The sequence below is a fragment of the Amycolatopsis taiwanensis DSM 45107 genome (genome assembly GCF_000519205.1).
GTDB lineage: Bacteria > Actinomycetota > Actinomycetes > Mycobacteriales > Pseudonocardiaceae > Amycolatopsis_E > Amycolatopsis_E taiwanensis.
This window is the reverse complement of sequence record NZ_JAFB01000044.1, coordinates 1-12,649: the sequence shown is the minus strand read 5'-3', so window position 1 is coordinate 12,649 and position 12,649 is coordinate 1. Positions and strand designations below refer to the sequence as shown.

Below are 12,649 nucleotides of genomic sequence, written 5' to 3'. Positions count from 1 at the left end.
TCAGCACCGCTCCTTTCGACGGACGAAGAACTCGTGGATCCGCATTCGGTCCAACTTGCCGTTGGGCAGGCGAGGCGGATCATCCGACACCAGCACCGACCGCGGTGCCGAATACCGGTCCAGTCTTTCCCGGACCACTCCGCGCAGGCGCTCCGCGTCCAGCGCGCTGCCCGGACGGGCACACACGTAGCTGACGACCGCCTCGCCCCATTCGTCGTCGGGAATACCGAAGGTGAGCGATTCCTCGACACCGGAACAGCTCTCGATACATTCGTCGACGGCCCGAGGCGGCACCTTGACGCCGCCCGTATTGATCACATCGTCGAGCCGGCCCTCGATCTCCAGCCGGCCGTTTTCGAACCTGCCCCGATCGGCGGTCCGGTACCACCGCCCCGACGAGTCTTCGTAGAAGGCCGCCGCGGTCAGTCGATCGTCGTCCAGGTACCCGTCCGCGAGGACGGGACCGCCGAGGTGGACCTCACCGCCCACGATCCTCATCCGCACTCCGTCCAGCGCGATACCGTCGTAGACGCATCCGCCGCAGGTCTCGGTCATCCCATATGTCGTGCGGATCGTGGCCACGGGCCGCGCCTGATCGGCCGTGGCGGGATCCAACCGCGCACCGCCCACCAGCACGGCGTCGAATCTCGACAGTTCATCGCGTGCGGCCGGGTCCGCCACCATGCGCCTCAGTTGCGTCGGAACCACGGACACATACCGTCGGCTCGCATGCAGCTTCCGGCTCGCGTCGACGAATTCGCCGGTGGTGAACCCCGCCGATCCGTCCAGGCACACCACCGGCGAATCGAACAGGACGGATCGGGCCACCACCTGAAAACCCGCGACATAGCTGGGCGGTAACGTCAGCAGCCAACCCCCGGGGCCGCCCAGCGCGCGCCGCACTCCCGCGGCAGACGCCCTCAGGGAGTTCCGGCTGAGCATCGTCTTCTTCGGCCGTCCGGTCGACCCCGACGTGGTGATCACTACGGCGATGTCGTCGGACACGGAATCCGGGAGGCTTACGTCGGCGTTGGCGCCGGAAACCGGAGCGATCGCGACGCCTCCCGACAACGCGGCGTCAATGCCGTACCGCAATTCCTCCAGCGCCGTGCCTCGGTCGTCGGACAGCACGATTTTCTTCAGCGGGATGTGCATGATTTCTTCTTCCAGAGTTATTCAGCACGTGTACGTCTTTGTGAAGGGAAACCACGGGGCCCATCGCGCGTTTTTGATAACGCTCTCCGATCAGTAATAACGGGGAAAAGCCGACCAGTCGGGTCCGCGCTTTTCCAGGAACGCTGTCTGTCCTTCCACCGCCTCCGCGGTCATGTAGGCCAGCCGCGTCGCTTCACCGGCGAACAACTGCTGGCCGAACATGCCGTCGTCCGGCAGGTTGAAAGCGAACTTGAGCATACGAATCGCCTGAGGCGACTGACCGGCGATGTCCACGGCCATCTTCAGTGCCGCGTCCTCGATCTCGCCGTGATCGGCGACCTGGTTGACCGCGCCCAGCGCGGACATCTCCTCCGCCGAGTACGGCCGCGCCAGGAAGAAGATCTCCCGAGCCCGCTTCTGGCCCACCTGTTTGGCCAGCAAGGCCGAACCGTAGCCGCCGTCGAACGAGCCGACGGTGGCGTCCGTCTGCTTGAAGGTCCCGTGCTGCCGGGACGCGATGGTGAGGTCGCACACGACATGCAGCGAATGGCCCCCACCCGCCGCCCATCCGTTGACGACGGCGATGACCACCTTGGGCATGGCCCGGATCAGCCGTTGCACCTCGAGGATATGGAGTCGCCCGTGCCCGGCTGGATTCGTGCCGTTCTCCTCATACCGGTAACCGTCGCTACCCCGAACGCGCTCGTCGCCTCCGGAGCAGAACGCCCAGCCACCGTCCTTTGGCGACGGACCGTTTCCGGTCACGATGACGGTGCCGACATCGGACGTGCGGCGGGCGTCGTCGAGGGCGGTGTAAAGCTCGTCCACCGTCCGTGGCCGGAAGGCGTTCCGGACCTCCGGCCGGTTGAAGGCGATGCGCACCGCCCCGATGTCGTTCCCGCCCGAACTCCGCTCGGTCCCGGTGTAGCGGTGATAAGTGATGTCCTGGAATTCGAACCCGCCGACCGGTTTCCAGTCGGATTCCCGGAACGGCTGGCCATTCGTCTTCGCTTCGGCCACTTTTTGTCCACCCTTCCTAAGCAGTCGCGGCCTGGCTACCCGCCCCCGTACATCGTTGCGCTCCATCACCAGGTGCCGATCTCGCGTGTTGAATGCCGTTCACCGTGGTCATGGCGCGGTTCATTCGTTCGCGCACTTCGGCGTGAATGTCGCGCAATGAGGACCGCCGCGTGCTGATCTCGATGACTTCCATACCGTGCCGCGCGCCCAGGCCGGCCATCCACCGACCGTCGTCCCCGTTCCGGTACCGAACGCCGTATGCCTGGCAGATCGCCTTGATGTCGGTCTGTTGCGGCGTTCCGTAGATTCGTTCGAAGGCGCCCCCGAACTCGGCACCCTGGTACTTCCGGTCGCCCTGTTCCAGGGTCTCGAAAATGCCGCCACCGTTGTCGTTCGAGACCACGATCGTCAGATTGTCCGGTCGCCTTTCCAGCGTTCCGAACTGGAGGGAGGAGGCGTCGTGCTCGAAGGTCAGGTCACCGACGAACGCGATCACCGCCTGGGTGGGCCGGTTCAGGGCCAGCCCGATAGCCGACGCGATCGTTCCGTCGATGCCCGCCACTCCCCGGTTGGAATAAACCCGGACACCGGCGGGAAGGTCGGCGACCAGGCCCACGTCGCGGATCGGGTTCGAGGCCCCGACCCACAACAGGTGCGCGGGACGAACCGCAGCCAGGAGCCGGCGCGCCACGTGCAGCCCGGTCGGCGTGTCGGCGGTCTGGTCCAGGCATTCTTCCCAGCACTCCCGCACGATCCGGTCGGCGTCCCAGACCTGCTTCGTCCATTCCGGTGGACTCTTCCCGTCGAATCGGTAGTGATCGCTTATGCGGTTCGCGTGCGTACCCGCGAAGATCCCTTCCAGGACCGCACCGGATTGCACGAACAATTCGACGTCGTCGCGTTCGAGCAGCGCGGACACCGCACGATGCAAGGTGGGCCTCCCGAGTACGACGACCTGTCGTGGCGACAGGTAGTCGAGAGCCCACGGGTGGATACGAACACGCCCCTCCACCTCGACGGTCGGCTCGGCGACCAGCGGTATGTCGGCCGGCACCTCGTGCACGTCGGCGCCGTCACCGGCGACCACGACGGTCGGCCGGGCCAGATCGATGTCCGTCCGTGATCCACTGGCAGTTCGCGGCGGCACGGCCACCCAGGGCAGGCCCCGGTCACGTCCGCAGGGTCCCTCGACGTCCGGGATCGACGGTGGTTTGCCGGAGACCAGCGGCAGGTCCACCTGCACCGGCCCGTGCGCTCGCCCGAACCCGCCGAAGCAGGCCAGCACCGCGGTCGAAACCTGGCTCCGAGCGTACCGGCTCACCACCTCGTCACCTTGCTGAGCGCTTCCTACCTGGACCTTGTACCGCACCTGCCCGTCGAAGAAGCCGAACTGTTCGACGGTCTGGCTGGCCCCGGTGCCGAGCGCCTCCGGAGGCCGGTTCGCGCTGAGCACGAGCAGCGGCACCTGTCCTTGGTCGGCCTCGCAAACCGCGGGCAGCAGATTCGCGACCGCGGTCCCGGAGGTGGTGACGACCGCCGCCGGCTTTCCGCCGCCCCGGGCCAGACCCAGGGCGACGAACGCGGCGGAGCGTTCGTCCAGACGGACATGCAGGTCGACATCGCCCCGCTCGGCGCGGTTGACCAACGCGAAGCCGACCGGGCCGTTCCGGGATCCCGGGCAATACACGAATTTCGTGACGCCGTTCCTGATGAGTTCGTCGACGACCACGGCCGCCAACACATTCGGCTCGATAGCCACTTCGATACCTCGATGGAGAAGCCGTTACCCGGAGTGCCCGCTCGCCTGCCGGCACGCGGTCCCGATGTCCGCGGCCAGCGTCGGGCGATCCCGGCACCATCGCTCCGGCCAGAAGGCCGGCACGGTTCCGTCCGGACGCACTACGTAGATCCCGTTCGGTGCCGGCTCCGGCCTGCCGATGAGGTGCAGTTTCGCTACTTCGTAAACGTGCGGCGCGACCGTCGAACCCGTGATCGCCGGGAGCTCGAGACCGCCGACGACCAGCACCGAGGGCCGGCCCAGAGCGTCCGGCTCGATGCCGATGTCCCGCCAGCACACCTCCGTGCCGACGACCGCGCCGCCACCGTGGCCGGTGGCCGGAATACCGGCGGCCCGCAAGGCGGCGCGACGCTCGGCAGGCAGTCCGGGGAGCCGCGCCTCCTCGGTAGAAGCTTCGTCGTCAGCCGAGGAACTCGACACCCACCGGTCCGTCCTCCGCTGGATCAATCCGAGCTCGGCCTCGACGAACCTTCGTCGCTCGCTCGCATAGTCCGACAAGGCATGTGCGTAATCCGGATCAGGCCGTGTCGTGGCCGAGATAATGTGCAGTGCCACGGACATCGCGTCCTCGATCGCGTTGTTCATTCCCCGGCCGCCGGCCGGCGACTGCACGTGCGCCGCGTCACCGATCAGTGCGACGCCGCCATCGCTGAACCGCTCGGCGATCTTCACCGAGACGTAGAACACCGACCGCCAGCTGAGGTCGCCGAATTCGCCCTTGAACCCGTACCGTTCGATTCTTTCCCGGATCACCTGCAGGCTTTCGGCGTCGCGATCGCCCAGCGGCGCGACCAGCCGGATCACCTTGCCAGGCAGTGGCACGACCACCAGCGTTCCCGGTTCGCCCGTATACGTTTCGACTGTGTCGCGGGCATACTCTCCCGCTTCGTCCACGAAATCGACGAGTCCGAACCGGGAGCCGTACTCGTGTCCAGCGAAATCGATGTCCAGCGACTTCCGGACCGCGGAGTGCGCCCCATCGGCCGCGATCACGACATCGGCGTCGACAAGCTCGTCTACACCGTTTCGCCGCACGCACAGGGAAATGTTGCCGGGTGTCGAGCCGGTGAGGCTGCCGACCTCCGTGTCCCGGGAAATCGTGACACCCAGCTCGCGGGCGCGGTTTTCCAGGATTTCCTCCAACTGGTACTGCGGCAGCGTCCAGCAGGCCAGGTCTTTTAGGGGAACCCGCGTGCGATTACCGTCGTCGACGAACGTCAGGTTGTCCACCCGGTGCGCCACATCACGGACCCGCCGGCCGCAGCGGATCAGGTCCATGACGTTCATCGCCCGCGGCCACAAGGTGGGCGCGCGGGTGCCCTCGCGCCGGGCACGAAGCCGTTCGAGCAGCCGGACCCGCAAGCCCGCACCGCTCAGCAGGCTTGCGGCGACAAGCCCACTGGGGCCCGCTCCCACCACCACGACCGAGGGCAGCGGAGCCGTTGCGCCCTCTGTCATGAGTTGGCCGTCCCGGAGCCCAGGACCGCCTCGAGCTGACGGCGCTGTACTTTCGCCGTTGCCGTGCGGGGAAGCTCCTCGTATCGCATGATGATCGGCCGGTTGAAGCGCGGCATGTCGGACACGCACTTCCACCACTCTCCCCAGTCGAACTCCTTGCCATCGACCACCGACACCACCGGTTGCGGTCCCCCGTCGGTTCCCCGGACTATCACGACCTCGTTGAGGAACGGAAGCTGGTCGAGGAGCACGTCTTCGAGTTCCAGATTGCTCTCGATGCCGTCGTTCACGTCGACTTGCCGGTCATGCAGCCACAGCGACCCGAACCGGTCGATCTTGCCGACATCCCCGCTGTTCCACCAGTCGCCGTGCAGGTTGCTCTGGAACCGCTCGTCCTCGTTGTAGTAGGTGATCGCCCGGCCGCGGGAGAACATCTCGATTGCGCCCTGCTCGCCGCGGCGCCGCTTGCGACCGTTCTGGTCGACCACGCGCACCTTCGTCAGCGACGGCATGCCGACCCCCATGGACCGCATGTTCGTGAAACGCAGGCTCTGCCGCGTGTGCGCGCGCAGGACCATGGGCCCGCATTCACTCTGGCCGTATACCTGCAGGAACACCGGCATCCGGTACTTCGAGGCCCGGAGGAACGCGAACATGGTGGATTTGTTGATCGCGTCGAACGTCGAATGCAGGTACTTCACGCTGGAGAAGATGTCCGGGTCCTTGTCGACCAACGAGGCCCACCGCATGAAATCGTTGGGATGCGTCTCCAACGTCAGCGGCCGGTAACACCTCATCAGCTGCTCGACGTTGTCCTCCGAGGGGTCCGCGATGACCAGCATCGGAAACTCGAAGGACATGAGCGACGCTATCCCGATGTTGAACCGGGAATGCACGGGCGACACGTGGAACGCCGCGATTCCGCGGTTGTCGACCAACGACAGGATTCGGCGCTGCCAGGTAACCCGCCATCCCATCGAAGTCGGCGAATGCGCGATGAGCTTCGGTATTCCCGTGGTGCCCGAAGTGTGCGTCATGTAGGCGATGTCGTGCATGGGCCGTCGCCCGGCGGGCGGCGCCACCGCGGCGACGCTCCCGCGCTGGAGCTCGATCAAGTCGATCTTCTTCTCCGGCTTGACGGTCTCCACCGCCTTGATCTTGCTTTCCGTGGTGTAGTCGTAGATCAGCCACGGATCCGACAACCGGCCGGCCATCGCGGAAAGCGTGTCCGCCGTCAGATGCGGCGAGATCATGACCGGCACCGCACCGGCGTAGGAGAGCGCGACCGCGGTCAAGTAGCTGTCGAACGAAGCCGACTTGAACACGCCAACGTGCTCGCCCGGCGCGATGCCGGCTTCGATGATCCGCGTGGCCAGCTCGGCCACCGACTGCGCCGACTCCGCGTAGGTGGTGTGCGTCCCGAGCTCGGGAAAGGCGTTGAGCGGTTTGTCGAAGTGAATCGGAGTCGCCGGTGCGGACCGGGCGGCGGCCAGGAAATTCTCGTGCAGGTACAGCGGGTGCGATTTCGGCCACAACAGGTTCTTCAGCAGAAAATTCATTGCCGGTCTCCAGGTTGTTTCTCGTGGGTTGCGTCGATACCGGTATGCGTCGATGAGGAACTCCGGCGCGAGCGCACGGCTTGGGCAAGAGACTCGAGCACGTCGACCGTGGTGTCCCAGCCCATGCAGGCGTCGGTGATGCTTTGTCCGAATACGCCCCGTCGACGATCGCAGTTCTGCCTGCCCGCGACAAGGAAGCTTTCCAGCATGACGCCGCGAATATCGCTCGATCTGCCCGCGATCTGCGCGGCGATCTCGCGAGCCACCACGGGCTGACGCTCGTGATCCTTGCCGCTGTTGCCGTGGCTGGCGTCCACGACGAGCCCGGTCGGCAGCTTCTCCGCCGCCAGCTGCCGGCCGGTCTCCCGGACGTCTTCGGCGTGGTAGTTGGGCCGGCCGGCCGATCCCCGCAGCACCACATGGCAGTCCGGATTTCCGCTGCTGTGCGTGCGGACGACTGTCCCGTTGGCGTCGATGCCGAGATAGGAGTGCGGAGCGGCCGCGGACCGGATGGCCGCGATCGCCGGAGCCACCGAACCCGACGTGCCGTTCTTCATTCCGATCGGCATCGGCAGCCCGCTCGCCAGTTGCCGGTGCACCTGGCTCTCGACCGTCCGCGCGCCGATCGCGCCCCAGGACACCAGGTCCGCCAGGTACGGGGGTGCGGCCGGGCTCAACCATTCCGTCGCGACCAGCACGCCGAGTTCGGCCGCCTCGAGCATCAGGTTTCGCGCCGCGCGCAGCCCACTCGTCAGATCTCCGCTTCCGTCCAGCTGTGGATCGGTAAGCAGTCCCGGCCAACCCACAGTCGTCCGGGGTTTCTCGAAATACATGCGCATCCCGATAAGCAGGTCGTCGGCGAGTTCGTCGGCCAGCACACGAAGCGATTTCGCATACTCCAGGCCGGCATCCACGTCATGGATCGAGCAGGGACCCACGAGCACGAGGAGCCGGTCGTCGTCGCCACCCAGCACCTCACGGACGGCTCGCCGTCCCGCCCGGACATGGTGGCCGGCCGCATCACTGACCGGCAGTTCCTGGAGCAGTTCTCGAGGGGTGACCACGTCCCCTGTCCGCAGCCGGCCACCAACGTCGTGTCGATCGGCGGTCAGGCCTTCGATAGATTGCATCCGGGCCCCCAACGGCCTTTCAGAAACAATTATTAATATTCGGGTGAACCGGTCCACGATAACCGGCGCGAGAAATTCTCGCGTACTCCGAAATCCCGACGGAACACAGTCGACCATATGCCGCGCGCTGACGTCAACCGATTCCACGGCCAACGAAGATCATCGTTTCGGGGACACGAAGTTCCGGCCACCGTCCGATGCAATGATCTTTACCCGGGATTATCAGCGGAGATTATTACGGGTAGGCCCGAACGTTCAACCGGACAGATTCCCCACTCGAACATGACAAAGGCCTGCGGAATCCGCGACGGGATTCCGCAGGCCGATGTGCGGCAATAGGTCTACTTCAGGGCGGCGAGCCAGGTGTCGACATCCGGACCCACGACCCGCGCCTGTTGCGGGGCGACCAGAGCGCCCTCGCCCAACACGGCGAGAGGCGGCTGTACCGTGCGCACGGGCCTGGCGTCTCCGAGCGCCTCCAGCCTCCGCCTGACCAGTTCGGGGAGGCGAACCTTGTTGGGCCCGGTAATAAGCACGGGGCTTTCACGGGGCGGCTGCAGCGCCTCCCGGACGAGCACGTCGGCCACGGTGTCGACCGCGACGGGCTGGATGAGCCAGTCCTGCACCTCGACCTCGTCCTCGCGGAACGTCACGGCCGCCGGGTTGGTCGCGAACTCATACCACTGCGTGGTTTTGAGAATCGTCGCGCCGAGCCCGCTGTTCTTGACGATCTTCTCCTGCTCACGCTTGGCGACATAATAGGGGAAATTGTCGAAGGCAGGGTTTTCCACGCCGCTGATCGACAGGAACACCAGCCGATTCACGCCGCGCTCCGAGCACGTTTCCACCACGTTCCGGGTCGCGGTCGTCAGCGCCTGCGACCACTCCATCGATTCGTTCGGGGGAAACGCGTTCGAGGCGTCGATAACCGCGTCGGCCCCGGCCACCGCGGCCGCCAGTCCGTCGCCACTCACCAGGTCGACGCCCTGCGATCGGGATGCCTCGACGACGTCGACGTCTTTGGCCTTGAGCGACCGCACGACTCTCGACCCCGCCGTGCCGGTGGCACCCATGACAGCAATTTTCATTGGTTTCCTCCCTTATCTGCACTCGTGGAACGCTTGGCGACTCTCCTGATCAGACCTCGCCTGGCGGCGGACCCAGGATCTCCACGCCGTACTCACGCGCCGCGGCGGTAAGCCGTTCCATGTCCGGCGGCACCCGCGGAGGAAGGGCCCTGCCCTCGGCCGCGACCCCCGCGGCGCGCAGGAAGCTCTCGTGCCGGGGGGTGGTGATGTCGATGACCCGCGCGATCTCGGAGTCCACCTGTAAGGCGTGCTTGGTCGTGCCGGAGATGTGGACGAACGAGCCGGTCGTCGCCGAGATCGGGCTCTGGCCGTCGAGGAAGAAGGTCAGATCTCCCTCCAGGACGTAGAACGTCTCGTCATCGTGCGGATGGATGTGGAGCGGAGTCGCCGCCCCCTTGGCGGCGGTCTGCTCGAGAAGTGAGAACCGACCCCCGGTCTGCTCACCCGATGCCTTGACTGTGATCAGAAAGTCCCCGAACCAGAACGCCTCGCCTTCCTCGGCGGCGAGTGCGTACGGAGATGTCTGGGAAGCCAAAATTCTCTCCTTTCTACTGATTGCTCACGGCGAGACCGTCCCGCGGCCCTTGATCGCCGATCAAGTCAGGGAGGAGGTACTCAGCGAACAAGCCGAGTTGTCGCGCATCCTGCGTGGCTCCCGACGGCAGGACACCCGCCTCCGCCCCGCACAACCTGGATGTTACATATCCAGGATAGGTCGTGCCAGTTGCGTTCGCGAGATGAGGAGAAAACCCCTTGTATACCGCTGAATCAGTGTTTCATCGGGCGAGCGCGGCGCGAATGTGGCCCGGTGCGTCGGGGTTTTGCCGAGTGACGTCGGCAGCCACATCGGCCAGCGTGCGCGCGGCGAGTTCACGCCGCCAGGCCAGTTCGGCCCGCCGCATACTCTGGGAGACCGCGCACGCGCTCCGGTAGTCGACATCCGGCCGGCCACCCGGGCCGTGTCGGATGATCTGCGTGCAGCGGAAGGCGCTGTCCGGTCCCTCCACCGCCACCACGACGTCGAGCAGCGAAACGTGCTCCAGGTTACGCGCGAGTCGGAACCCGCCGTGCGGCCCCGGCACGGAGGTCAGGATCCCGGCCCGGACCAGCGCCTGGAGTTGCTTGTTCAAATAGGCGGCGGGCAGCCCGTAGAGCCTGGCGAGCCGGGCCGTGGACACGGGATGGTCGACCCAGCCCAGATTCAGACATGAATGCAAGGTCCATTCAACTGCCTGACCCATTCGCATACTCGACATTTTACATGTCTCGGCTGTCGAGTATGGACAACCAGGTCGACATCGGTCAGAACTCGACCTCTTCGGCGGTGGTCGGTGGCGAATCGCGGTCCACCACACCGCTACGCGGCACGTCTATGCAATTTCTTACACAGGTCTTCCCATGCCCTTGCGTACTCATTGGCGAGCTTGAAGACGACTGCGACGCGGTGCGGGGGCACCGCCTCGGCCAACTCGTTCCAGTGGTTCTGGCTCTTCGCGTGTACCGCCAGCAATCTGAGTAGTTCGCGCCCGCATTCAGTGAGTCTGAGTGACGGATCGGTCAACAGACTCCGCGTGATAGACGACATGTCCTGTTCGTCAGGCATTGTGCCGGTGGCCGGCGTGTCCCCGCAGAGTAGCTGAGGTAACGGCGAGTGGCCGGGGTCGTGCTTGTGGTGTGGCTCGGGAACCGGATCGTCACCACGGTTCAGCTGTTCGCGCACCTTTTGCGCGGTGCCGACCGAGACGCCGGCCTTTCGCGCCACTTCCCGCAACGAGGCTTTCGGGCTGGCGACGATGGCGTCCCGCACCGCACGACGGCCGCCCACCGGATCGACCGGGCGCGCCCGGCCATCTCGCCCCACCCGCACCGTCGACTGGGTAACTTCCCCACTCGAACGCCGGACAGCGGCGACCGTTTTGTGCGAGAGCCCCGTCACCTTGGCGATGGCTCGGTCGGACCACCCGGGATGCGAGCGCGCGATCCGAGTGGCGGCGGCCTTCCGGTCGCGCAAGGACAATGGCAGCCCGTGCCCGATATTCGCTCGCACGGCTTGTACGAAAGCATCCGCTTCGGTACCGTCGAAATATTCGGCGGCAATTGTTTCCGCACCTCGTCGCAGCGCAGCCCGCAAGCGGTGCATGCCGTCAATCACCCGCATGGACTGCCGGTGCACGAGAATCGGTGGAAGTTCCTGATCGTTTTCCGCGAGTATCGCGATGTGCTCCTCGTCCTCACCGTCGAGCCGCGGCGAGTCCGCCTCCACCAGCATGGCGACGGGAATTCGCGTGCCCGAGTGCTGATCTCCAGAGGAACATGGCGTCGAGGAAGATTGCATTCTGGTAGCTTCTCCAAGGATTCTCCGGCATGTTTCGCGCGGCTGGTGAATCGGCAGATGTACTACCCTGATCGATCAGCGGTTTGCCCGGGCCCGGCGCTCACTCCCTCACGGAACCCGCCTGAAGTAGGCTCCCGGTGCTGGCGCCCGAGGTCCGCGCAAGGCGGTCGCCACCAGGACACCGCCGCTTCGTGCGCCCTTGCTCGCTCGCACTACCTGGACTCTACATATCCAAGATATGACTGTCCACCGATCCCTGCGTCCATCGCGTTGCGTCTTCACCGCGGCAACGCCATGAACTGGCCGGGGACCGGTATTGTGAACGTGGCCACACGGTCCGGCTTGGTCTGTACCGCAATGCATAGACGCCGCGGCGAGAGGGTGCGACCACCTGACCCCGCCTTCGGTGCCGAGCGTTGAAGTCGGACCGACCACCGGTGTACCAGCGTAAACCGGCCGGGTCGGTGTTCGACGCAGCATCTCCCACCCGACATGGATGGTCCCGACCCGTCGCCGCCACACCATCCTGGTCGAAGAACCCCCCGCAACCACCGTCTGACACCCCACCACCGCACGGGCGTGCCCGATACGACCCGTGCGGCGTGGGAGCTTTCACTGTCTCAACCTCTTTATCCACATTGGCTGGATCCATCCATCGAGCAAAAGGAACGACCATCAGGATTCTGATCACCGAAGCCACGGCGGCGTGGGACGTCAGGTGATGAATCTGCTTCTGTACGGGGACACTGCCGTCGCCGCGGTCACTCGCGGCCTCGGCAAGCCCCGGCTTCCCGGCAACGCGAAAGTTGTCAGTGGTGACCTTTTTCGTCCCCAGTGAGGTGATCTCAACGATTTTTAGGTGAGTCGGCCGTGTTCGTAGTGGGTGAGGACGAGGGCGGCTTTGACGATGTTGCCGATCTTGCTGGGGTGGGCGGTGGTGTGGTGGAGGGCGCGCCAGCGGCCGGTGAGGACGGCGAAGCCGCGTTCGCCCAGGCAGCGCAGTCCGCGGAGGAGGGCGTTGTAGGTCCGGTTGTCCACGTCGAGTACCTGGTTGCCGGCGGGTTGTTTGATCGGGGTGCGCACGCCGATCCCCGCGCCTTCGTAGC

The 12,649-nt window shown here is 65.6% G+C and carries 11 protein-coding genes; all 11 read right to left on the bottom strand.

What is annotated here, in order from left to right:
• Complete coding sequence (locus A3CU_RS0129885; protein ID WP_052372405.1) at positions 1-1,155, bottom strand: AMP-binding protein; 1,155 nt, start codon at positions 1,153-1,155, stop codon at positions 1-3.
• Positions 1,156-1,245: 90 nt separating this feature from the next.
• Positions 1,246-2,175: a 1,4-dihydroxy-2-naphthoyl-CoA synthase gene (locus A3CU_RS0129880; RefSeq protein WP_027945368.1), complete on the bottom strand. Its 930-nt coding sequence runs from the start codon at positions 2,173-2,175 to the stop codon at positions 1,246-1,248.
• Between the two features lie 16 nt (positions 2,176-2,191).
• Entirely contained in the window at positions 2,192-3,934 is a 1,743-nt protein-coding gene (gene menD, locus A3CU_RS47350; RefSeq protein ID WP_052372404.1) for a 2-succinyl-5-enolpyruvyl-6-hydroxy-3-cyclohexene-1-carboxylic-acid synthase, read from the bottom strand.
• A gap of 24 nt (positions 3,935-3,958) precedes the next feature.
• Positions 3,959-5,431 (bottom strand): FAD-dependent oxidoreductase, encoded by a 1,473-nt coding sequence (locus A3CU_RS0129870; RefSeq protein ID WP_043843047.1) that lies wholly within the window; start codon positions 5,429-5,431, stop codon positions 3,959-3,961.
• Entirely contained in the window at positions 5,428-6,990 is a 1,563-nt protein-coding gene (locus tag A3CU_RS0129865) for a class I adenylate-forming enzyme family protein (protein WP_052372403.1), read from the bottom strand. Before A3CU_RS0129865 ends, A3CU_RS0129870 begins: the two co-directional genes overlap by 4 nt.
• Positions 6,987-8,120: a 3-deoxy-7-phosphoheptulonate synthase gene (locus tag A3CU_RS47345; RefSeq protein WP_084143951.1), complete on the bottom strand. Its 1,134-nt coding sequence runs from the start codon at positions 8,118-8,120 to the stop codon at positions 6,987-6,989. Before A3CU_RS47345 ends, A3CU_RS0129865 begins: the two co-directional genes overlap by 4 nt.
• A gap of 341 nt (positions 8,121-8,461) precedes the next feature.
• Positions 8,462-9,208 (bottom strand): SDR family oxidoreductase, encoded by a 747-nt coding sequence (locus tag A3CU_RS0129855; RefSeq protein WP_027945365.1) that lies wholly within the window; start codon positions 9,206-9,208, stop codon positions 8,462-8,464.
• Between the two features lie 49 nt (positions 9,209-9,257).
• Complete coding sequence (locus A3CU_RS0129850; RefSeq protein WP_043843046.1) at positions 9,258-9,743, bottom strand: quercetin 2,3-dioxygenase; 486 nt, start codon at positions 9,741-9,743, stop codon at positions 9,258-9,260.
• A gap of 241 nt (positions 9,744-9,984) precedes the next feature.
• Positions 9,985-10,455: an RrF2 family transcriptional regulator gene (locus tag A3CU_RS0129845; RefSeq protein WP_027945363.1), complete on the bottom strand. Its 471-nt coding sequence runs from the start codon at positions 10,453-10,455 to the stop codon at positions 9,985-9,987.
• A 110-nt stretch (positions 10,456-10,565) separates the two neighbouring features.
• On the bottom strand, positions 10,566-11,477 hold the full coding sequence (locus tag A3CU_RS47340) for a ParB/RepB/Spo0J family partition protein (protein ID WP_043843044.1): 912 nt from the start codon (positions 11,475-11,477) through the stop codon (positions 10,566-10,568).
• A 921-nt stretch (positions 11,478-12,398) separates the two neighbouring features.
• On the bottom strand, positions 12,399-12,649 hold a 251-nt coding region (locus A3CU_RS0129835), incomplete at its 5' end, for a transposase family protein (RefSeq protein ID WP_027945362.1).

Bases quoted from the DNA above. Each gene is read 5' to 3' on its own strand.
- A3CU_RS0129885 (WP_052372405.1), bottom strand. From the start codon at position 1,155: ATGCACATCCCGCTGAAGAAAATCGTGCTGTCCGACGACCGAGGCACG.
- A3CU_RS0129870 (WP_043843047.1), bottom strand. From the start codon at position 5,431: ATGACAGAGGGCGCAACGGCTCCGCTGCCCTCGGTCGTGGTGGTGGGA.
- A3CU_RS0129865 (WP_052372403.1), bottom strand. From the start codon at position 6,990: ATGAATTTTCTGCTGAAGAACCTGTTGTGGCCGAAATCGCACCCGCTG.
- A3CU_RS47345 (WP_084143951.1), bottom strand. From the start codon at position 8,120: ATGCAATCTATCGAAGGCCTGACCGCCGATCGACACGACGTTGGTGGC.
- A3CU_RS0129855 (WP_027945365.1), bottom strand. From the start codon at position 9,208: ATGAAAATTGCTGTCATGGGTGCCACCGGCACGGCGGGGTCGAGAGTC.
- A3CU_RS0129845 (WP_027945363.1), bottom strand. From the start codon at position 10,455: ATGCGAATGGGTCAGGCAGTTGAATGGACCTTGCATTCATGTCTGAAT.
- A3CU_RS47340 (WP_043843044.1), bottom strand. From the start codon at position 11,477: ATGCTGGTGGAGGCGGACTCGCCGCGGCTCGACGGTGAGGACGAGGAG.